The organism is Streptomyces sp. NPDC111516, from assembly GCF_055635345.1.
This window is the reverse complement of sequence record NZ_JBVKBV010000021.1, coordinates 87,796-107,965: the sequence shown is the minus strand read 5'-3', so window position 1 is coordinate 107,965 and position 20,170 is coordinate 87,796. Positions and strand designations below refer to the sequence as shown.

Sequence of the window (20,170 nt, the reverse complement as noted above, 5' to 3'; positions counted from 1 at the left end):
GAATGCTTGATTCCGCACCGCAGAAATGGGTCCGGACATGCGACGACCCCCGCCGGGGGGGAGAGCGGGGGTCGTCCCCACGGCCGACTCGGGGGGGGAGGAGCCGGACCGGGTTAGCACGGTCGCGAACGATCCGTGACTTCCATGGTGTACCCGAGAGCCTTCTCAGGCAAACCCACGCGCCAGAGTTTACGCCGAATGGCGGGCCCCTATGCTCTGCCTTGTGGAAAACCGCTTCTTGCCGCGCACAGCAGCCTTCTTTGACCTGGACAAGACGGTCATTGCGAAGTCTTCGACACTGACCTTCAGCAAGTCCTTCTACCAAGGCGGGCTGATCAACCGCCGCGCTGTACTGCGCACTGCGTACGCACAGTTCGTGTTCCTCGCCGGAGGTGCAGATCACGACCAGATGGAGCGGATGCGGGAATATCTCTCCGCGCTCTGCAAGGGTTGGAACGTACGGCAAGTGAAGGAAATCGTTGCCGAGACCCTGCACGATCTGATCGACCCGATCATCTACGACGAAGCGGCGACGCTCATCGAGGAGCACCACACCGCCGGACGCGATGTGGTGATCGTCTCGACCTCGGGCGCCGAGGTCGTCGAACCGATCGGCGAGTTGCTCGGCGCCGACCGAGTCGTCGCCACCCGAATGGTCGTCGGCGACGACGGCTGCTTCACCGGCGAGGTGGAGTACTACGCGTACGGACCGACGAAGGCCGAGGCGATCAAGGCGCTCGCGGTGTCGGAGGGGTACGACCTCTCGCGTTGCTACGCCTACAGCGATTCGGCGACCGATGTGCCGATGCTGGAATCGGTCGGACACCCGCACGCAGTGAATCCGGACCGCGCTCTGCGGCGCGAGGCGACCCTCCGCGAGTGGCCGGTTCTCGTCTTCGACCGACCGGTCCGGCTCAAGCAGCGACTGCCCGCCTTCACGATGCCGCCGCGTCCCGCGCTGGTCGCGGCGGCGGCGGTGGGCGCAGCCGCCGTCACGGCGGGGCTGGTCTGGTACACCTCCCGCCGCCGCTCCACCGCACCCTCCGCGTGACTGACGCACGGCCGCCCCGACGCCTTGAAGCCGCCACCCGACCCGGCCAATGGGGCCGGACGGGGCGACCGTCGTGGCCCAATTCACCGACTGAACCGAGTTGTCCAACTCACCCGTAATTGAACCTAAAAGTAAAGAAGTGCGGCCAGCACTACCGCTCACACCGACCCTGGAGTACAAAGGACTCAACGGCCCGCGAGACCAAGGACGTCCGAGAGGATTACCTGTAACGCAGAGAAGGCCCCACGGACCGAGCATGAAAACCGAGCACCCACGCGACGTCGACCCGTCGATTACGGGCCAGCCGCACCAGGGAACGGGCAAAGCCCCCGACCTGATGGGCACATATCGAGGACGCATGGTAACTGGGTAGACATGCCAGCGGCGGTACCGAGGACGGTACCGCCGCAACCCTTGTTTCGGGCCGTGAAGTTGCCCCGGTGAAGTCGCCCTGGGGCCGGGTGAAATCACCGCGCTGGCGTTACGACCCTGAGGTTATGGGGTGGAGTTTCACGGCTGACAATTCAGCCATCCCGGCACCGCGAAGCCGCCACCTCGTTACGCGGCGCCGCGCTGCAGCGCCTCGCACACAGCCGTCGATTCCCTGACACCCAGTTCCACCGCGCGCCCGCAGTGCGCGATCCAGGTCGCCATCCCGTCCGGCGTCCCCGAAAGATAGCCGTCGAACGCCGCAATGTACGCCGCCCGGCCCTGCTCGGCGTGCCCCACCTCGGCGGGGCAGATCGATTTGGGGTCGAGCCCGCTCCCGATCAACACGATCCGCTCGGCGGTTCGCGCCACGAGGCCGTTGTACGAACCGAAAGGGCGCAGGGCCAGCAGTTCACCGTGCACAACCGCCGCCGTCACCAACGCGGGCGCCGAAGTGCCCGAAAGGATCAATCCGGAGAGCCCTTCCAGCCGTCCGGCCACCTCGTCGGCGTCCGGCAGCGGCGCTTCGATCAACGGTTCGTCCACGGGTTCGCCCGTCAGCCGCGGCCGGCCGACAGCGTTCTCGGGTTCGGCGCCGCCGGCCGCAACCAGATGCAGTCGCGCCAGAACGCGCAAGGGCGACTGCCGCCAGATGGAGAGCAGTTGGCCCGCTTCGGCGGTCAGCCTCAGGGCCGCTCCGATCACATGCGCCTCACCGTCTCCGCTGAAGTCGGTTCGTCGGCGCACCTCCTCCAGGTTCCAGTCGGCCCCGGACAGCGCCGCCGAGCCACGGGCGCCGCGCAGTGCCGCTTCAGCGGTGACCTCGTTGCTGCGGCGCCGCATGACACGGTGACCGTAGACGCGGTCGACGGCCTTGCGTACGGAGTCCACCGCATCGGCGACTCCCGGCAGGGCGCCCAAAGCGGCGAGCGGATCAGAGGCAGGCGTACTCATAGGTAGCGAGGCTACGCGCCCCCCACTCCGATACCACCCGCGAGTGGCCTTCTTCACGAAGCATGACAGCAGAACGCGATCGTCCCGCTACCCTAGGTGAACATGAAGATCGCTTTCGTGGGGAAGGGCGGCAGCGGCAAGACCACGCTGTCCTCGCTCTTCATCCGCCACCTTGCCGCCAATGAAGCCCATGTCGTCGCGGTGGACGCCGACATCAACCAGCACCTCGGGGTCGCGCTCGGCCTCGACGACCAGGAAGCCTCGGCACTCCCCGCCATGGGAGCCCAGTTGCCTCTGATCAAGGAGTATCTGCGCGGCAGCAATCCCCGTATCGCCTCCATCAAAACGATGATCAAGACGACTCCGCCCGGCGAGGGCTCGCGACTGTTGCGGGTCCGTGAGGACAACCCGATCTACGACGCGTGCGCCCGTACGGTCCGGCTCGACGACGGGAAGATCCGGCTGATGGTCACCGGCCCGTTCACCGAGTCGGATCTGGGCGTAGCGTGCTACCACTCCAAGGTCGGTGCGGTCGAGCTCTGCCTCAACCATCTCGTCGACGGCCCCGACGACTATGTCGTCGTCGACATGACAGCGGGATCCGACTCCTTCGCTTCCGGGATGTTCACCCGTTTCGACATGACGTTCCTGGTCGCCGAGCCGACCCGCAAAGGGGTCTCGGTATACCGCCAGTACAAGGAGTATGCGCGGAACTTCGGGGTCGCACTGAAGGTCATCGGCAACAAAGTGCAGGGCGAGGACGATCTGGACTTCCTGCACGCCGAAGTGGGCGACGACCTGTTGGTCACCGTCGGGCACTCCGACTGGGTACGGGCTATGGAGAAAGGCCGACCCGCCCCCTTCGACCTGTTGGAGGCGGACAACCGGATGGCTCTGCAGGCACTGCAGAACGCCGCGGAGGATTCGTACGAGCAGCGGGACTGGGAGCGATACACGCGGCAGATGGTGCACTTCCATCTGAAGAACGCGGAGAGCTGGGGCAACGAGAAGACGGGCGCCGACCTGGCCGCCCAGGTCGACCCCGCCTTCGTGCTCGACGAGCGGTACGTGCAGGACGGCGCCGCCCAGCCAGTCTGACGGTCGGCTCAGCCAACCCGGTCAGTCGGCCCAGTCAATCCGGGCGGTCGGCACCCGGGCCGGGAGGATGCGTTCGTTCCGCCGGGGCGCCATTGACGTTCTTTCCGCCGGGAAGCCGTTGCATCCTCAGGCGCCGGTTCGCAGCAGCACCAGTCCGCAGACGAAGGACGCTCGGCTCGGTGGCCGTGCGCGGCCACCGAGCACCGTCACCGAGCGCTGTCACCGAGCCGACGACCGGACTGATCTGCGCCGGATCCGGCGTGAGCCTTGCCGACCCCTCCGGCCCGCTTCCGTCGCCGACGCCCGGCGGCACACCTTCGCGGCAGCCAGCATCCGCCCGCCCTCCTCCTTGCAGCCAATTCGCGTCGAGGTGCCGACACAGCGCGGCCAAGGGCGCATGCGGCTTTGCCGAAATCAGCGCGACAAGTCGCATTAAAAGCTGCCTATTCACCTGAATGGGCGGTTGCCTGGGTGATTTGATTCCAAGCATGGACACAAATCTTTACTCTCCATTACGATCCCTTTACTGAGAGTTGAGAAATCCCGCCGCTGCAAGTCGTGACCCACGGCCGCGTCCCCCACGTTCCGCGACCGCGCTGCCCCGGAGGAGACGGGAACATGTCTGCCTGCGTACCCACTCGTCATGACCACCCACCCCGCAGTTCGCGCCCACCCCGCGCCTGGGGAATCAAACGACCACACAGCCCACCACCCCCGCGTCGCGGCGGACGTTTCCGCATCGCGGGCGCCGACCTCTCCGCCTCGATCACGGTCTTCCTGCTCGCCGTCCCCATGTCGCTCGGCCTCGCCGTCGCCATGGACGCCCCGCTGGAGGCCGGCCTCATCTCCGCCGCCATCGGCGGCATCGTCGCCGGGCTGCTCGGCGGCACACCCCTCCAGGTCAGCGGCCCGTCCGCCGGACTTACCGTGGTCACAGCCGAGTTGATCCAGATCTACGGCTGGCGTACCACCTGCGCGATCACCATCGGAGCCGGACTGCTGCAGATCCTGCTGGGCTCACTGCGGGCAGCGCGCAGTGCCCTCGCCGTCAGCCCCGCCATCGTGCACGGCACACTCGCCGGAATCGGCGTGGCCATCGCGCTCGCCCAGCTGCACATCGTGCTCGGCGGCTCGCCCCAGAGTTCAGCCGTCGCCAACACTCTCGCCCTTTCCGACCAGTTGGGGCGGGTGAGCCCGGCCGCACCCCTGATCGGCATGCTGACCATCGCCGTCCTGGTCCTGTGGCCGCGGATTCCTGGACGGATCGGCCGGGTGGTACGGCGGATCCCGGCCGCCCTCGCCGCAGTGGTGACCGCGACGGCGGTGGCCGCGCTCGCCGCGCCCGGGATCGCCCGGGTCGACCTGCCGTCCTGGCGCTCCCACGCACTGCCGGAGATGCCGCAAGGCCCCCTACTCGCCCTGGCCACCGCTGTGTTCACGGTGATGCTGGTGGCCAGTCTGGAGTCGCTGCTCGCCGCAGTGGCTGTGGACAAGCTGTCGGCGGACCGCGCCGGCGAGCGAACGGCCGCCCGATCACAGGCCGGCCTGCCTTCGGCGTCCGCGTCGGTATCGGTACCGGCGTCGGCGCAGCCTCTGTCCGCCCCGCCGTCCCCGCCTCTCCCTCCCGTCAGACGTTCCGATCTTGACCGTGAGCTGCGTGCCCAGGGCATCGCCAACACCCTGTCCGGGCTGGTGGGCGGGCTGGCGGTGTCGGGCGGTGCGGTGCGCAGCTCGGCAAATGTGCGGGCAGGGGCGACGGGCCGCGCCTCGACCGTGCTGCACGGCGTCTGGATGGTTCTCGCCACCGGGCTGCTGGTCACCGTCCTGGAGTGGATCCCGCTGGCCGCCCTCGCCGCGCTGGTCATGATGGTCGGCATCAAGATGGTGAGCTTCGCCCGCATCCGCAATGTCCATAAGCACCGGGAATTCCTGGTGTACGGGGTGACGATCACCGGCGTGGTCCTCTTCGGTGTGCTCAAGGGTGTGGTGGTCGGCATCGCGGCGGCGGTGGCCGTGGCACTGCACCGGCTGGCCCGGACCAGGATCACCGTGACGGATCAGGGTGAACAGCACTTGATCGTCGTACGGGGCCAGTTGACGTTTCTCGCGGTGCCTCGGCTCAGCCGGACGCTCGGCCAGTTGCCGCAGGGCGGGGATGTCGTCGTCGAACTGGACGGCTTCTTCATGGACCATGCGGCGTACGAGACGATCCAGGACTGGAGCCTTGCCCAGAAGGTCCACGGCGGCAGGGTCGTCTTCACCGGCAGGTCAGGCGGCCGGATCGCCGAGCCCGCCTCGTCGGCACACTCCTGCTGCCGCCCCTGGACGCCGTGGCGGAACCACCACTGCCACGACCGGCCCGAGCAGACGCCCGAGACCCGCCAGGGCCCCCACGCCCCCTTCAGCGGCACCCACAGCGGTCTGGACCCCACCCCGGGCGCGGGCACGAGCCGATCTCCCAGCGCCGTCAACACGCACGGCTCCGACTCCGACTCCGTCCCTGGTGTCGGTCCCGCCTCCGGCCCCGAAGCCCACAACACTCACGACCCGACCACCCCGCCCGCCGCCGCACTCCGGACCGGCGGCAATCGCCTGGCCCGCGGTCTGAGTTCGTTCCAGCGCAACACCGCCCCGCTGATGCGCGAGGAGTTGGCCCGGCTGGCTCGCGAGGGTCAGCGCCCCTCCCAGCTCTTCATCACCTGCGCGGACTCCCGCCTGGTCACCAGCATGATCACGGCGAGTGGCCCAGGCGACCTGTTCACCGTGCGGAACATCGGCAATCTGGTGCCCCGGCCGGATGCCGATTCGGGTGACGACTCGGTGGGTGCCGCGATCGAGTACGCGGTGGATGTGCTGAAGGTGGATTCCATCACCGTGTGCGGGCACTCCGGCTGCGGCGCGATGCAGGCGCTGCTCGACGCCGTACCCGCCCCGGACACTCGGCGGACGTCCCTGTGGCGCTGGCTGAGACACGGGCAGCCGAGCGTGGAACGGATGGCGTCCCGGCATCACGCCTGGGCGCGGATCTCCGGTCGGCTGCCGACCGATGCGGTGGAGCAGCTCTGCCTCACCAACGTGGTCCAGCAGTTGGACCATCTGCGGGCCCATGAATCGGTGGCCCGGCGGCTCTCCGAAGGCACGCTCCAACTGCACGGGATGTACTTCCATGTGGGCGAGGCGCAGGCCTATCTGCTGACCGAGGGCGCGAGCACCGGACTTGCGCTCGACGAGGTCTTCGACCGCGTGGACCCGGGCGAGGCCTCCGGCAATGCTCCGGCCCAGAGGCCGGCCGAAGCCGAGGCCACGGTCGAACCCCACGCCCTTGCCGACGTCCACGCCTCGGCCGCCTCCCATGTCACCGGCGACGCCGACACCCCCGGGACCACCACCGCCCCGGGAGGTCCCTCCGTCCCGGGCGATCCTTCGGGTTCGAGCGAGTTGGAACGTACTGGCGTCTGAACCGCATTCGCCCCCGGTCCGTGAGCCTTTGTGGTCCCGCCTCCGCAACACACCGTGTCATGCCGCAACGCACCGTGTCGCTCGGCCCCGGCCGGTCGGCACGGCGTCGCATCACGTCAGCCATACGGGCAGGCCGGGACTGTGTCTCCATGCACGCCCACACACGAAACACAGGTCTAAACCAATTTCGGGCAGACACTTGTCACCCGGCCTTCGGCCTGATGAGCTATGCCTCGGGACACAACGGACACCCTGGGAATGGGAGATGTCGTGAGCAACGAAAGCTTGGCCAATCTGCTTCGTGAGGAGCGGCGGTTTGCACCGCCTGCCGATCTGGCCGCGAACGCCAACGTCAAAGCGGAGGCGTACGAGCAGGCCGAGGCGGACCGGCTGGGCTTCTGGGCCGAGCAGGCCCGTCGCCTGACCTGGGCCACGGAGCCGACCGAAACGCTCGACTGGAGCAACCCGCCCTTCGCGAAGTGGTTCGCGGACGGCAAGCTGAACGTCGCGTACAACTGCGTGGACCGCCATGTCGAGGCCGGCCATGGCGACCGGGTCGCCATCCACTTCGAGGGCGAGCCCGGCGACAGCCGCGCGATCACTTACGCCGACCTCAAGGACGAGGTTTCCCGTGCCGCGAACGCGCTCATCGAGCTCGGTGTCGGCAAGGGCGACCGGGTCGCCGTCTATCTGCCGATGATCCCCGAGGCCGCCATCGCGATGCTGGCCTGCGCCCGCATCGGCGCCGCGCATTCGGTGGTCTTCGGCGGCTTCTCCGCCGACGCCATCGCCGCCCGTATCCAGGACGCGGACGCCAAGGTCGTGATCACCAGCGACGGTGGCTACCGCAGGGGCAAGCCGTCCGCGCTCAAGCCCGCCGTGGACGACGCCGTCTCCCGTATCGACAGCGTCGAGCATGTCCTGGTGGTGCGGCGCACCGGCCAGGACACCGCGTGGACCGAGGGGCGCGACGTCTGGTGGCACGAGATCACCGGCCGGCAGTCCGCCGAGCACACCCCCGAGGCGTTCGAGGCGGAGCAGCCGCTCTTCGTCCTGTACACCTCCGGCACCACGGGTAAGCCGAAGGGCATCCTGCACACCTCCGGTGGCTACCTCACGCAGGTCGCGTACACCCACCACGCGGTCTTCGACCTCAAGCCGGAGACCGACGTCTTCTGGTGCACCGCAGACATCGGCTGGGTGACCGGCCACTCGTACATCGTCTACGGCCCGCTCGCCAACGGCGCGACGCAGGTCATGTACGAGGGCACGCCCGACACCCCGCACCAGGGGCGCTTCTGGGAGATCGTGCAGAAGTACGGCGTCACGATCCTCTACACGGCGCCGACCGCGATCCGTACGTTCATGAAGTGGGGTGACGACATCCCCGCCAAGTTCGACCTGAGCAGCCTTCGGGTCCTGGGTTCGGTCGGTGAGCCGATCAACCCCGAGGCGTGGATGTGGTACCGCAAGCACATCGGCGCAGACAAGTGTCCGATCGTGGACACCTGGTGGCAGACCGAGACCGGAGCGATGATGATCGCGCCACTGCCGGGCGTCACGGAGACCAAGCCGGGAAGCGCCCAGCGCGCCCTGCCCGGCATCGCCGCCATGGTCGTCGACGACGAGGCCAACGAGGTTCCGAACGGCGGGGGCGGCTACCTCGTCCTCACCGAGCCGTGGCCGTCGATGCTCCGCACCATCTGGGGCGACGACCAGCGCTTCGTCGACACCTACTGGTCGCGCTTCGAGGGCAAGTACTTCGCGGGCGACGGCGCCAAGAGGGACGAGGACGGCGACATCTGGCTGCTCGGCCGCGTCGACGACGTGATGCTCGTATCCGGGCACAACATCTCGACCACCGAGGTCGAGTCCGCGCTCGTGTCGCATCCGTCGGTCGCCGAGGCCGCCGTGGTCGGCGCAGCCGACGAGACGACCGGCCAGGCCATCGTGGCGTTCGTGATACTGCGCGGTACGGCTGCCGCCTCCGACGAGCTCGTCGCCGAGCTGCGCAACCACGTCGGCGCCACGCTCGGCCCGATCGCCAAGCCGAAGCGGATCCTGCCGGTTGCCGAGCTGCCGAAGACCCGCTCGGGCAAGATCATGCGTCGTCTGCTGCGTGACGTCGCCGAGAACCGCGAGCTGGGCGATGTCACGACGCTCACCGACTCCTCGGTGATGGATCTCATCCAGACCCAGCTGCCGTCCTCCTCCTCGGAGGACTGAGCCCCGGCTCGCTCCTCCGAGGACCGAGCGCAGGTTCCGCATCCGGCACATGTGCAAGGGACCGACCCGCAGCGAGCACGTCCCCGAGGGGCATCCGGCAACGCGCCGGGTGCCCCTCGGACATTTGAGGTGAAGATCACCGGGTAAAGCCCCGCACACCCCAGGTACAGTGGCAGGCGCATCAACAAAGCAATAAGAAATCTCCACAGGGTGTGCCGGGAAGTCTGGTCGGCAAGTGCATCAGCCATGCCATCGCTGCCGTACCGACCCGGAGGTCCTCACTCGTGGCCGCGCCCACCCCCGCACCCCCTTCCTCCTCGTCCCGCCGTACCTTTCTCGGGCGCCTGTCCCTCCCTGAGCGGAACTACCTCGCGGATGCCCTGCGCACCGAGACCGTCGGCGGCGTCATCCTGCTGGTCGCAGCGATAGCGGCCCTGGTGTGGGCGAACACTTTCGGTTCCAGTTACGCGGCCGTCAGCGACTTCCACTTCGGTCCCGGTTCGCTGGGCCTCAACCTCTCCGTGGAGCACTGGGCGGCGGACGGGCTGCTCGCGGTCTTCTTCTTCGTCGCGGGCGTCGAACTGAAGCGGGAACTGGTCGCGGGCGAATTGCGCGACCCCAAGGCGGCCGCCCTCCCCGTCGCCGCCGCGCTGTGCGGAATGGCGGTTCCGGCCGTCGTCTACACGCTTGTGGCCGTGGTCGGCGGAGGTTCCACGGGCGGCTGGGCCGTCCCCACCGCCACCGACATCGCCTTCGCCCTCGCCGTCCTCGCGGTCATCGGGACCTCGCTGCCGAACGCGCTGCGCGCCTTCCTCCTGACCCTCGCCGTCGTCGACGACCTCTGCGCGATCCTGATCATCGCGGTCTTCTTCACCGAGAAGATCCACTTCATGGCGCTCATCGGCGCCTTCATCGGCCTCGCCGTCTTCTGGCTGCTGCTGCGCAGGAATGTGCGCGGCTGGTACATCTACGTACCGCTCGCCCTGGTCATCTGGGGCCTGATGTACAACAGCGGCATCCACGCCACCGTCGCGGGTGTCGCCATGGGCCTGATGCTCCGCTGCACGCGGCAGGACGGCGAGACCCACTCCCCCGGCGAGCGCATCGAGCACCTGATCCGCCCGCTGTCGGCCGGTGTCGCCGTACCACTGTTCGCCCTCTTCTCCGCCGGGGTCTCCCTCTCCGGCGGCGCGCTGGCGGGCGTCTTCACCCGGCCCGAGACGCTCGGTGTCGTCCTGGGGCTCATCGTCGGCAAGACGATAGGCGTCTTCGGCGGTACGTGGCTGGCCACCCGCTTCACCAAGGCGGAGCTGAACAAGGACCTGGCCTGGGGGGATGTCTTCGCAGTGGCCTCGCTCGCCGGGATCGGCTTCACCGTCTCCCTGCTCATCGGCGAGCTGGCCTTCGTCGGCGACGCGGACATGGTCAACGAGATCAAGGCCGCCGTGCTGCTCGGCTCCCTGACAGCCGCCGTACTCTCCGGTGTACTGCTCAAACTCCGGGTACGCAGATACCGGACGCTGTACGAGGACGAGGAGCGCGACGAGGACGAGAACGGCGTGCCCGACGTCTACGAGCAGGACAACCCGGAGTACCACCTGCGGATGGCCGCGGTCTACGAGAAGAAGGCGGCCGAGCACCGCCGCCTTGCCCAACTGGCGGGGGCAGCGAGCGTCAAGCCGGACAGTCCGGCATGATCTGACACCAGATGTGTTGAGCAGGAGAGCAGAAGAGGGAGTCAGGGATGAGCGACCCCGGCAGCAACGCGGGCAGCACCGACCGCAGTCTCGGACAGCTGGTCGCCGCGGCGACGGCCGAGATGTCCGCACTGGTGCACGACGAGATCGCCCTGGCCAAAGCCGAAGTACGGCAGGACGTCAAGCGCGGCGCCACCGGGAGTGCGGCGTTCGTCATCGCGGGCGTGCTGGTCGTGTTCGCGATCCCGGTGCTGAGCTTCGCGGCGGCGTACGGAATCCACAACCTGGGACTCGGACTCGCGTGGTCGTTCCTGATCGTGGGCGCGGCCTTCATCGTGCTGGGGGTGTTGCTCGCGCTGTTCGCCATCGCCAAGTTCAAGAAGGTGAAGCCGCCGGAGAAGTCCATCGCCTCGGCCAAGCAGACGGCGGCCGTGCTGCAGGGCGTCAAGCCGCACCCGCGGCCCGCCATCACGGCGGGGACGAGCCGTCCGGCGGTCGTGGGCAGCACACTGGCGGACAAGGCCCTGGAGAAGTCTCCGGTCCAGGACAAGGCGTCCGCTGTGGCACGCTCGTCCACATGACGGTCCCCGATTCCAGCGCATCCGCCCCAGAAGGCCCGGAAGGCTCAGTTGGCCCGGAAGATCAGGTAAGCCAAGTAAGTCAGGCAGATCAGGCAAGCCAGGTGAGCCAGGCAGGCCCGGACGACTTCAGCGCGCCCCGGTCACATGGTTCTCCCGACCCGGCAGGCGTGGCGGGCCAGACGGGCCCGATGGGCGCGGCCGGTGCCGGTGGGCCCGTGCGGATCGACGGGCCGTGGACCCACCGGGACGTGGCGGCCAACGGCGCCCGCTTCCACATCGCCGAGCTCGGCGAGGGGCCGCTGGTGCTGCTGCTGCACGGCTTTCCGCAGTTCTGGTGGACCTGGCGCCACCAGCTCACCGCACTCGCCGACGCCGGTTTCCGCGCTGTGGCGATGGATCTGCGTGGCGTCGGCGGCAGCGACCGTACGCCCCGGGGCTACGACCCCGCCAACCTGGCACTCGACATCACCGGCGTCATCCGTTCGCTCGGCGAACCGGACGCAGCGCTGGTCGGCCATGACATGGGCGGCTACCTCGCCTGGACGGCCGCGGTGATGCGGCCGAAGCTGGTGCGCCGCCTCGTGGTCTCCTCGATGCCGCATCCCCGCCGCTGGCGCTCGTCGATGCTCTCCGACTTCGCACAGTCCCGGGCGGGCTCGTACGTCTGGGGTTTCCAGCGCCCGTGGGTGCCGGAGCGTCAGCTCGTCGCGGACGACGCGGCGTTGGTGGGCCGGCTGATCCGCGACTGGTCGGGCCCCCGGACGCCGGAGTTCCCCGACGACGCGGCGATCGACGTCTACCGCCGCGCCATGTGCATTCCGTCGACGGCGCACTGCTCGATCGAGCCGTACCGCTGGATGGTCCGCTCCCTGGCCCGTCCGGACGGAATCCAGTTCAACCGGCGGATGAAGCGGCCCGTGCGGGTGCCCACACTGCACCTGCACGGTTCACTCGATCCGGCGATCCGTACGCGGAGCGCGGCGGGGTCCGGCGCGTACGTCGAAGCGCCGTACCGTTGGCGACTTTTCGACGGCCTGGGACACTTCCCGCACGAGGAGGATCCGGCCGGTTTCTCGACCGAACTCATCAACTGGCTCAAGGATCCTGAGCCCGACCGGTAGCCGTGCGGCACAGTTGTCCGACGAACAGCCAATTGCCCGGCGCATAAGCCAATTGGCTGGCGGATGGGCGGTTACCGACCATGAGGCACGGGCAGACGTCGAGGTATGGGCTGGACGCACGACTTCGGTGACGCAGCACGCAACCGTCGCTCGACCGCCACGGCGAGTCCGAGCACTCATGAGGGGGGCGGCCCCCAGGGCCGGGTGCAAGATATGCATGTTCTGCATGATCCCCGGCTCGGTATCCCGCGCATTCTGCGCCGTCGGGCCCGCTGGGTCTCGGCGCGACTGCGCCATCCACGCGGATGAGATCCGCCCCGGCCGACCGGTGAGCGTTCACCGATCGGGCGGGACTTCCACGGCTCCTTCCCGGCTGCCACCGGTCAGTACGCGTGGATCGTCGGCGCATGCTCCGTACGCCTGAAGCGACCTCACCGTGCACGTGGGGTCGCTCGGTGCGACCGCGCACGCGTAGGGCCTCGCGTTTGGATCATGCCGGGCTCGCGTGCCCCGGTCCCTGATCCGGCCTGATCCAAACGAAAGACCTCAGAGTGCGCACGCCTGGCTGTCGACCTGCTGGTTGGCGGAGCGACCGTGCGTGATGTCCTGGCGGATCTCGTCGGCTGTCAGCGCGTAACCGGTGTCCGGATCGTCGCGCGACTTCGCGAAGACGACCCCGTACACCTTGCCGTCGGGGGTCAGCAGCGGTCCGCCCGAGTTGCCCTGACGGACCGTCGCGAAGAGCGAGTACACATCGCGGCGGACGGTGCCCCGGTGGTAGATGTCCGGGCCGTCGGCGTCGATACGGCCCCGGACGCGCGCGGCGCGTACGTCGTACGAGCCGTTCTCCGGGAAGCCCGCGACGATGGCGCTGTTACCGGTCCGGGCGTCGTGATCGGTGTCGGTGAACTTCAGCGGCTTCGCGTCCAGGTCCGGGACGTCGAGTACGGCGATGTCACGCTGCCAGTCGTAGAGGACGACCTTCGCGTCGTAGAGCCGTCCCTGGCCGCCGATCTGGACGGTCGGTTCGTCGACGCCGCCGACGACATGGGCGTTGGTCATCACCCGGCGGTCGGAGAAGACGAAGCCGGTGCCTTCGAGGACCTTGCCGCAGCTCGGGGCCGTACCGACGACCTTGACGATGGACTCCTTGGCGCGGGCCGCGACGGGGCTGCCGACCAGCGCCGGGTCCGGCGCCCTGACCTCGGTGATCGGCTCGTCGGCAAAGGGGCTGAAGACCTGCGGGAAGCCGTTCTGCGCGAGGACCGAGGAGAAGTCCGTGAACCAGGTGGAGGCCTGGGTGGGCATCACGCGGGAGATGCCGAGCAGGACCGAGGAGCTACGGACCTCCTTGCCGAGCGTCGGCAGTGAGGTACCGGCCAGTGCCGAGCCGATCAGCCAGGCGACCAGCAGCATCGCGACCACGTTGACCAGCGCGCCGCCGGTCGCATCGAGGGCGCGCGCGGGCGACCACGTGATGTACCTGCGGAGCTTGTTTCCCAGGTGGGTCGTGAATGCCTGCCCCACGGAGGCGCAGACGATCACGATGACGACGGCGACGACGACTGCCGTCGATGAGACCTCGGAACCGTTCGTCATCTGGTCCCACAGGACCGGCAGCAGATAGACGGCGACGAGACCGCCGCCCAGGAACCCGATCACCGACAGGATGCCGACGACGAACCCCTGGCGATAGCCGATGACCGCGAACCATACGGCGCCGGCCAGCAGCAGGATGTCCAGCACGTTCACCGTCTATAGCCTCGCAGATTCGTTACCGGGCCCGGGCCTTCGGCTGGGTCCGGGCAAGGCCGGACAGCACAGCACGGGAGTCAGCCTGTCATGCGCGCCAGTCGAGCGGCACCTGCTTGGCGGTGTCCCACGGGCGCTCCCATCCTGCGAAGTGCAGAATCCGGTCGATCACTCCGGCCGTGAAACCCCAGACCAGGGCGGATTCGACCAGAAATGCCGGGCCCCGGTGGCCGCTCGGATGGATCGCGGTCGCGCGGTTGGCCGGATCCGTGAGATCCGCCACGGGAACGGTGAAGACCCGGGCGGTCTCACCCGGGTCGACGACGCCGACCGGGCTCGGCGACCGCCACCAGCCGAGAACCGGTGTCACGACGAAGCCGCTCACGGGGATGTAGAGCCGGGGCAGCACGGCGAAGAGCTGGACCCCGCGCGGATCGAGGCCGGTCTCCTCCTGGGCTTCCCGCAGAGCGGCCCTGAGCGGCCCTGTGGTCGCCTGGTCACCGTCTTCAGGGTCCAGGGCGCCGCCGGGGAAGGACGGCTGCCCGGCGTGGGAACGCAGGCTTCCGGATCGCTCCATGAGAAGCAGTTCGGGGCCGCGCTCGCCCTCCCCGAACAGCACGAGTACGGCCGACTGCCGCCCGGCGCCGCTCTCAGGCGGCAGGAAGCGGCTGAGCTGGTCGGGCTCGATGGTCTGCGCAGCGCGGGCCACGGGCATGAGCCAGTCGGGCAGGCCCTCGGTCGTGACAGTGATGGCACCGTCGTGACCGGCACCTGCCGGGGCGGCTGCGGCCGCTGCTGCTGCGACCGCAGCCGCGGGACTGACGGACGCGGGGCTTGCCGTCGCGCTGTGGACCGCCACGGGGTGCACCATCGCGGGTGCGGCTGCCGCTTTCGCGATCTGCTCGTCCGCAACCTGTTCGCGCGTGCTCTGTTCGTGCGTGCTCTGTTCGTGCGTCTTCATAGGCACCCCTCGTCTCACAACGCCTGTCGTCACGCGTTTCGTTCCGGAGCGAACGCCCGTGCGTCAGTCGGCTCCCAGAGCCGGCGCGGACTTGCCCGGGTAGTCCGGCGGCGGACTCAGCCGCTGACCGGGCTGACCGCCCAGCTCGTACTTCAGCAGCTTCTTGGCCTTCTCCGGGTCCGTCTCGCCCTCCCCGTACGCGGGGCAGAGCGGGGCGATCGGGCAGGCCCCGCAGGCGGGCTTGCGGGCGTGGCAGATGCGGCGGCCGTGGAAGATCACACGGTGGGAGAGCATCGTCCACTCGCTCTTGGGGAAGATCGCGCCGATCTCGGCCTCGATCTTCTCCGGGGTCTCCTGTTCCGTCCACTTCCAGCGGCGGACCAGGCGCGCGAAATGGGTGTCGACGGTGATGCCCGGTACGCCGAAGGCATTCCCGAGCACGACATTGGCGGTCTTGCGGCCGACCCCCGGCAGCGTGACGAGATCGGAGAGACGGCCCGGTACCTCGCCGCCGAATTTGTCCCTGATCGCCATGGAGAGACCTATCAGCGACTTGGCCTTGGCCCGGAAGAAGCCGGTCGGCCGGATGAGCTCTTCCAATTCCTCCGGAACGGCCGCCGCCATGTCCTCCGGGGTGGGGTAGGCGGCGAAGACCGCGGGGGTGGTCTGATTGACCCTCAGGTCGGTGGTCTGGGCGGAAAGGACCGTGGCGACGAGAAGCTCGAAGGGGTTCCTGAAGTCCAGCTCGGGGTGGGCGTACGGGTACAGCTCGGCGAGCTCACGGTTGATCCTGCGGGCGCGGCGGACCATCGCCAGATGCGATTCCGGCTTCGCACCGGCTTTCACTCCGGGCTTCGCGGACTCGGCAGACCTGACGGGCTTCACGGACCTCGCGGGCTTCGCTCCGGCCTTCCCCGGTTCCGCTCCGGCATTCGCGGGTTTCACGGTGGGCTTCGCAGGGGGCTCCGATGCGAGCTTCGCTCCGGTGGGCCCGGCTGCCGCCTTCGTCACGGCCTTCGCTCCGACCTTCGGAGCCTGCCCGACCGGAGGGCGTTTTGTCGCTTTTTTCGGGCGACTCGCACCTTGTTCGCCCACAGCAGAATCACGGCCTTCCGACACCCCATCAGCCCCCTTGGCCTGCACTCTCACCGGCGATTTGGACACCCGGCCAGCCTAGAGCCACGCACTGACATCCGCCCCGGTCACCGCGTATCCGCCCCCGATCGGCCCCCTGCCGCACGGTTCGGCACGCCCGTGCGTCAAACTGGTTTGTGATTGATCGCACTGTTTTACCGTCCGGCATGATGGGGACCACGGTTCCCTGAACAGGCCGACAAGGAGAGAACTCGTGGACGACGTTCTGCGGCGCGCCCCGCTTTTCGCGGCGCTCGATGATGAGCAGGCCGCGGAGCTCCGCGCCTCGATGAGTGAGGTGACCCTCGCACGCGGCGACGCGCTCTTCCACGAGGGCGACCCGGGCGACCGCCTCTATGTGGTCACCGAGGGCAAGGTGAAGCTCCACCGCACCTCGCCGGACGGGCGCGAGAACATGCTGGCCGTCCTCGGCCCCGGCGAGCTGATCGGTGAGCTGTCGCTCTTCGACCCGGGTCCGCGCACCGCGACCGCGACCGCGCTGACCGAGGTCAAGCTCCTCGGCCTCGGTCACGGCGACCTCCAGCCCTGGCTGAACGCCCGCCCGGAGGTGGCCACGGCCCTGCTGCGCGCCGTCGCCCGCCGGCTGCGCAAGACCAACGACCAGATGTCCGACCTGGTCTTCTCGGACGTACCGGGCCGTGTCGCCCGCGCCCTCCTCGACCTGTCGCGCCGCTTCGGCGTCCAGTCGGAGGAAGGTATCCATGTCGTCCACGACCTGACCCAGGAAGAGCTGGCCCAGCTGGTCGGCGCCTCCCGCGAGACGGTCAACAAGGCGCTCGCCGACTTCGCCGGACGCGGCTGGCTGCGCCTGGAGGCGCGCGCCGTGATCCTGCTGGACGTGGAGCGCCTGGCAAAGCGGTCCCGCTAACCGGCCGACGAGGCCGGGCGTCGGACTGGACGCCGTCTTGGTACGCACGCAAGGCCCTGCTACGCGGCAGGGCCTTGCGCGTGTCCGTCCTGCCCAGGGGCTTTCGTTCGGACGGCCCTAGATCAGCCCGTGCTCGCCCAGGTACTCCAGCTGCGCCAGCACCGAGAGTTCCGCCGCGGGCCACAGGGACCGGTCCACGTCCGCGTACACCTGCGCCACCACCTCCGACGCCGTCCGGCGCCCCGCCTCGACCGCCGTCTCCACCTGGGCCAGCCGGTGCGCGCGGTGCGCGAGGTAGAACTCGACCGCGCCCTGCGCGTCGTCCAGCACCGGGCCGTGTCCCGGCAGCACCGTGTGCACGCCGTCGTCGACGGTCAGCGAGCGCAGCCTCCGCAACGAGTCCAGGTAATCGCCGAGGCGCCCGTCCGGATGCGCGACGACCGTCGTACCGCGTCCGAGGATCGTGTCCCCCGTCAGCACCGCCCGATCGGCCGGCAGGTGGAAGGAGAGCGAGTCCGCGGTGTGCCCCGGGGTCGGCACGACGCGCAGCTCCAGCCCCCCGGTGGTGATCACATCGCCTGCGGTCAGCCCCTCGTCGCCGAGGCGCAGCGCCGGGTCCAGGGCACGCACCTTCGTACCGGTCAGCTCGCCGAAGCGTGCCGCGCCCTCCGCGTGGTCGGGGTGCCCGTGGGTGAGCAGGGTGAGCGCGATCCGGCGGCCCGCCCGCTCGGCGGTGTCGATGACGGTCCGCAGATGTATGTCGTCCAGCGGCCCCGGATCGATGACGACCGCGAGGTCGGAGTCGGGCTCGGCGATGATCCAGGTGTTGGTGCCGTCCAACGTCATCGGCGAGGCGTTGGGGGCCAGGACGTTGACGGTACGGGTGGTGGCGGGCCCGGACAGGACTCCGCCGCGTGGCTGTCCGGGCAGCGCGTGCGCGTCGCTCATCCCGCTTCACCTCCCGCACCACCGGCACCACCGGCACCGGCAGGGCCGCTCGGGATGTGCTTGGTGAACTCGTCGTGTCCGGGCCAGCTCAGCACCAGCGCGTCACCCTCCAGCCGCGCCTGTGCGAGTACGGGGGTGAGGTCCTGGGAATCCGCCGCCTTCAGGGCCTCGGCGGCAGTCCCGTACGGCCTGAGCGCCCGCAGCGTCGACACGGTCGGCGGCATCATCAGCAGCTCGCCCCGGTCATAGCCGTCGGCCGCCTCACCGGGCCCGATCCACACCGTGCGGTCGGCCTCCGTGGAGGCGTTGCGGGTGCGCTGGCCCTCGGGGAGCGCGGCGACGAAGAACCACGTGTCATAGCGGCGCGGCTCGAACTCGGGGGTGACCCAGCGCGCCCAGGCGCCCAGCAGATCGGAGCGCAGCACCAGACCTCGCCGATCCAGGAACTCCGCGAAGGACAGCTCGCGCCCGACCAGTGCCTCGCGATCGGCCTCCCAGTCGGCGCCGGTGATGTCGCTGACGACCGTGTCGGAGGTCGGGCCTGCGAGGAGGACGCCCGCCTCCTCGTACGTCTCACGGACCGCCGCGCAGACGATGGCCTGGGCCTCGGCCGGCGCATCGACGCCGAGCCGCGCGGCCCAGCTCTCCAGCGCGGGTCCGGCCCAGCCGACGAGCCGGTCGTCGTCACGCGGGTCGACTCCGCCCCCCGGATAGGCGTATGCGCCGCCGGCAAAGGCCATGGAGGCGCGGCGGCGCAGCATGTGGACCGCGGGGCCGCCCTCGGTGCCCGTGGCAGGGTCCCGGAGCAGCATCACGGTGGCGGCCCGCCTCGGAGTCGCGGCCGTCAGCTCGCCCGCGGCGAGTGCCCGGATCCGGTCGGGCCATTCCGGTGGGTACCACTGACCATTGGACATGGCCGGAGGCTATCCGGAACCGCGCCGATGTTCGAGAGCCGTGTTGATCCGTACATGCCCCGTACACACGTGATCCCGTCCGGCCGCCATGACCGGACGGGATCAGAGAATCGGGCGGCGGACGGCAGGCACACAGGACGGCGCCGCGCTTGCCGCACCGGCGGCAGACGTAGGGCTCAAGCCCGCACCGGACCCCGCAAGACATACGGCTCAGGCCTCACCGACCCCGGCTGGCCCACACCACAAGCCCCACCGCCCGCAGCAGACGACCTACCGCTCAGGCCTCGACCACCTCGACCTGGACCTCGACCTCCACCGGCGCGTCCAGCGGCAGCACCGCGACGCCCACCGCGCTGCGTGCGTGCACGCCCTTGTCGCCGAGGACCGCGCCCAGCAGCTCGCTGGCACCGTTGATCACGGCGGGCTGCCCGGTGAAGTCGGATGCCGAGGCGACGAAGCCCACGACCTTCACGACCCGTGCGATCTTGTCCAGATCGCCCGCGACGGACTTCACCGCGGCCAGCGCGTTCAGCGCGCAGGTCTTCGCCAGTTCCTTGGCCTCCTCGGCCGTGACCTCCGCACCGACCTTGCCGGTGACCGCGAGCTTGCCGTCCACCATCGGCAGCTGGCCGGAGGTGTACACGTACGCCCCCGACCGCACGGCCGGCTGGTACGAGGCCAGCGGCGGTACGACGTCCGGCAGCGTCAGCCCGAGCTCGGCGAGCTTCGCCTCGACGGCGCCCGCCATTACGCCTTCTCCCGCTTCAGGTAGGCCACGAGCTGCTCGGGGTTGTTCGGGCCGGGGACGACCTGGACCAGCTCCCAGCCGTCCTCGCCCCAGGTGTCCAGAATCTGCTTGGTCGCGTGCACGAGAAGGGGCACGGTCGCGTATTCCCACTTGGTCATGGCCAGACTGTAATACCTGGCACGCACAGCCTCGTGCGTAGCCCGCGGCC

At 69.2% G+C, this 20,170-nt stretch carries 17 protein-coding genes; 9 read left to right on the top strand and 8 right to left on the bottom strand.

The features are described from left to right. Positions 1-211 precede the first annotated feature (211 nt). Positions 212-1,051 carry an HAD family hydrolase gene (locus ACZ7L9_RS29980; RefSeq protein ID WP_471420042.1) on the top strand — a complete coding sequence of 280 codons (840 nt, stop codon included), beginning with the start codon at positions 212-214 and terminating at the stop codon, positions 1,049-1,051. Positions 1,052-1,609: 558 nt separating this feature from the next. On the opposite strand, the gene ACZ7L9_RS29975 is transcribed toward ACZ7L9_RS29980, so the two are convergent. Further along, positions 1,610-2,434, bottom strand: coding sequence for a Fic family protein (locus tag ACZ7L9_RS29975; protein ID WP_471420040.1), 825 nt, complete (start codon positions 2,432-2,434; stop codon positions 1,610-1,612). Between the two features lie 102 nt (positions 2,435-2,536). On the opposite strand from ACZ7L9_RS29975, the gene ACZ7L9_RS29970 reads away from it, so the two are divergent. The 7 genes from ACZ7L9_RS29970 (at position 2,537) to ACZ7L9_RS29940 (ending at position 12,925) form a co-directional block, all read left to right on the top strand. Further along, positions 2,537-3,532: an ATP-binding protein gene (locus ACZ7L9_RS29970; RefSeq protein WP_471420038.1), complete on the top strand. Its 996-nt coding sequence runs from the start codon at positions 2,537-2,539 to the stop codon at positions 3,530-3,532. Positions 3,533-4,150: 618 nt separating this feature from the next. Next, positions 4,151-6,991: a SulP family inorganic anion transporter gene (locus tag ACZ7L9_RS29965; RefSeq protein WP_471420036.1), complete on the top strand. Its 2,841-nt coding sequence runs from the start codon at positions 4,151-4,153 to the stop codon at positions 6,989-6,991. 228 nt (positions 6,992-7,219) lie between these two features. Beyond that, positions 7,220-9,217: an acetate--CoA ligase gene (gene acs / locus ACZ7L9_RS29960; RefSeq protein WP_471420034.1), complete on the top strand. Its 1,998-nt coding sequence runs from the start codon at positions 7,220-7,222 to the stop codon at positions 9,215-9,217. A gap of 284 nt (positions 9,218-9,501) precedes the next feature. After that, positions 9,502-10,914: a Na+/H+ antiporter NhaA gene (gene nhaA, locus ACZ7L9_RS29955; protein ID WP_471420032.1), complete on the top strand. Its 1,413-nt coding sequence runs from the start codon at positions 9,502-9,504 to the stop codon at positions 10,912-10,914. Between the two features lie 47 nt (positions 10,915-10,961). Continuing rightward, on the top strand, positions 10,962-11,495 hold the full coding sequence (locus tag ACZ7L9_RS29950) for a phage holin family protein (protein ID WP_471420030.1): 534 nt from the start codon (positions 10,962-10,964) through the stop codon (positions 11,493-11,495). After that, entirely contained in the window at positions 11,492-12,616 is a 1,125-nt protein-coding gene (locus ACZ7L9_RS29945) for an alpha/beta fold hydrolase (protein WP_471420028.1), read from the top strand. The genes ACZ7L9_RS29950 and ACZ7L9_RS29945 overlap by 4 nt, the downstream gene beginning before the upstream one ends. A 105-nt stretch (positions 12,617-12,721) precedes the next feature. Beyond that, complete coding sequence (locus ACZ7L9_RS29940) at positions 12,722-12,925, top strand: hypothetical protein (RefSeq protein ID WP_471420026.1); 204 nt, start codon at positions 12,722-12,724, stop codon at positions 12,923-12,925. A gap of 237 nt (positions 12,926-13,162) precedes the next feature. On the opposite strand, the gene ACZ7L9_RS29935 is transcribed toward ACZ7L9_RS29940, so the two are convergent. From ACZ7L9_RS29935 to nth, 3 genes are all read right to left on the bottom strand, one after another. Further along, positions 13,163-14,368: a MarP family serine protease gene (locus ACZ7L9_RS29935; RefSeq protein WP_471420024.1), complete on the bottom strand. Its 1,206-nt coding sequence runs from the start codon at positions 14,366-14,368 to the stop codon at positions 13,163-13,165. An 88-nt stretch (positions 14,369-14,456) separates the two neighbouring features. Beyond that, positions 14,457-15,329, bottom strand: a complete 873-nt coding sequence (locus ACZ7L9_RS29930; RefSeq protein ID WP_471420022.1) for an NUDIX hydrolase — start codon at positions 15,327-15,329, stop codon at positions 14,457-14,459. Positions 15,330-15,392: 63 nt separating this feature from the next. Continuing rightward, positions 15,393-16,274 (bottom strand): endonuclease III, encoded by an 882-nt coding sequence (nth, locus tag ACZ7L9_RS29925; RefSeq protein WP_471420084.1) that lies wholly within the window; start codon positions 16,272-16,274, stop codon positions 15,393-15,395. 403 nt (positions 16,275-16,677) lie between these two features. Between nth and ACZ7L9_RS29920 the strand changes: the two genes are divergently transcribed. Then, on the top strand, positions 16,678-17,352 hold the full coding sequence (locus ACZ7L9_RS29920) for a Crp/Fnr family transcriptional regulator (protein WP_014046869.1): 675 nt from the start codon (positions 16,678-16,680) through the stop codon (positions 17,350-17,352). Between the two features lie 117 nt (positions 17,353-17,469). Here ACZ7L9_RS29920 and ACZ7L9_RS29915 read toward each other — a convergent pair whose 3' ends face one another. The 4 genes from ACZ7L9_RS29915 to ACZ7L9_RS29900 all read right to left on the bottom strand — a co-directional run bounded on the left by ACZ7L9_RS29915 (position 17,470) and on the right by ACZ7L9_RS29900 (position 20,120). Next, positions 17,470-18,300 (bottom strand): MBL fold metallo-hydrolase, encoded by an 831-nt coding sequence (locus ACZ7L9_RS29915; RefSeq protein WP_471420020.1) that lies wholly within the window; start codon positions 18,298-18,300, stop codon positions 17,470-17,472. Further along, positions 18,297-19,214 (bottom strand): NUDIX hydrolase, encoded by a 918-nt coding sequence (locus tag ACZ7L9_RS29910; RefSeq protein ID WP_471420018.1) that lies wholly within the window; start codon positions 19,212-19,214, stop codon positions 18,297-18,299. Before ACZ7L9_RS29910 ends, ACZ7L9_RS29915 begins: the two co-directional genes overlap by 4 nt. 277 nt (positions 19,215-19,491) lie before the next feature. Further along, positions 19,492-19,962, bottom strand: coding sequence for a RidA family protein (locus ACZ7L9_RS29905; RefSeq protein ID WP_471420016.1), 471 nt, complete (start codon positions 19,960-19,962; stop codon positions 19,492-19,494). Further along, on the bottom strand, positions 19,962-20,120 hold the full coding sequence (locus tag ACZ7L9_RS29900) for a DUF4177 domain-containing protein (RefSeq protein WP_003967454.1): 159 nt from the start codon (positions 20,118-20,120) through the stop codon (positions 19,962-19,964). The genes ACZ7L9_RS29905 and ACZ7L9_RS29900 overlap by 1 nt, the downstream gene beginning before the upstream one ends. Between the last annotated feature and the right edge of the window lie 50 nt (positions 20,121-20,170).

Coding starts and splice junctions, on each gene's coding strand:
- ACZ7L9_RS29950 (WP_471420030.1), top strand. CDS start 10,962: ATGAGCGACCCCGGCAGCAACGCGGGCAGCACCGACCGCAGTCTCGGA.
- ACZ7L9_RS29945 (WP_471420028.1), top strand. CDS start 11,492: ATGACGGTCCCCGATTCCAGCGCATCCGCCCCAGAAGGCCCGGAAGGC.
- ACZ7L9_RS29930 (WP_471420022.1), bottom strand. CDS start 15,329: ATGAAGACGCACGAACAGAGCACGCACGAACAGAGCACGCGCGAACAG.
- ACZ7L9_RS29900 (WP_003967454.1), bottom strand. CDS start 20,120: ATGACCAAGTGGGAATACGCGACCGTGCCCCTTCTCGTGCACGCGACC.
- ACZ7L9_RS29970 (WP_471420038.1), top strand. CDS start 2,537: ATGAAGATCGCTTTCGTGGGGAAGGGCGGCAGCGGCAAGACCACGCTG.
- ACZ7L9_RS29910 (WP_471420018.1), bottom strand. CDS start 19,214: ATGTCCAATGGTCAGTGGTACCCACCGGAATGGCCCGACCGGATCCGG.
- acs (WP_471420034.1), top strand. CDS start 7,220: ATGCCTCGGGACACAACGGACACCCTGGGAATGGGAGATGTCGTGAGC.
- ACZ7L9_RS29905 (WP_471420016.1), bottom strand. CDS start 19,962: ATGGCGGGCGCCGTCGAGGCGAAGCTCGCCGAGCTCGGGCTGACGCTG.
- ACZ7L9_RS29965 (WP_471420036.1), top strand. CDS start 4,151: ATGTCTGCCTGCGTACCCACTCGTCATGACCACCCACCCCGCAGTTCG.
- ACZ7L9_RS29980 (WP_471420042.1), top strand. CDS start 212: ATGCTCTGCCTTGTGGAAAACCGCTTCTTGCCGCGCACAGCAGCCTTC.
- ACZ7L9_RS29975 (WP_471420040.1), bottom strand. CDS start 2,434: ATGAGTACGCCTGCCTCTGATCCGCTCGCCGCTTTGGGCGCCCTGCCG.
- ACZ7L9_RS29940 (WP_471420026.1), top strand. CDS start 12,722: ATGGGCTGGACGCACGACTTCGGTGACGCAGCACGCAACCGTCGCTCG.
- ACZ7L9_RS29915 (WP_471420020.1), bottom strand. CDS start 18,300: ATGAGCGACGCGCACGCGCTGCCCGGACAGCCACGCGGCGGAGTCCTG.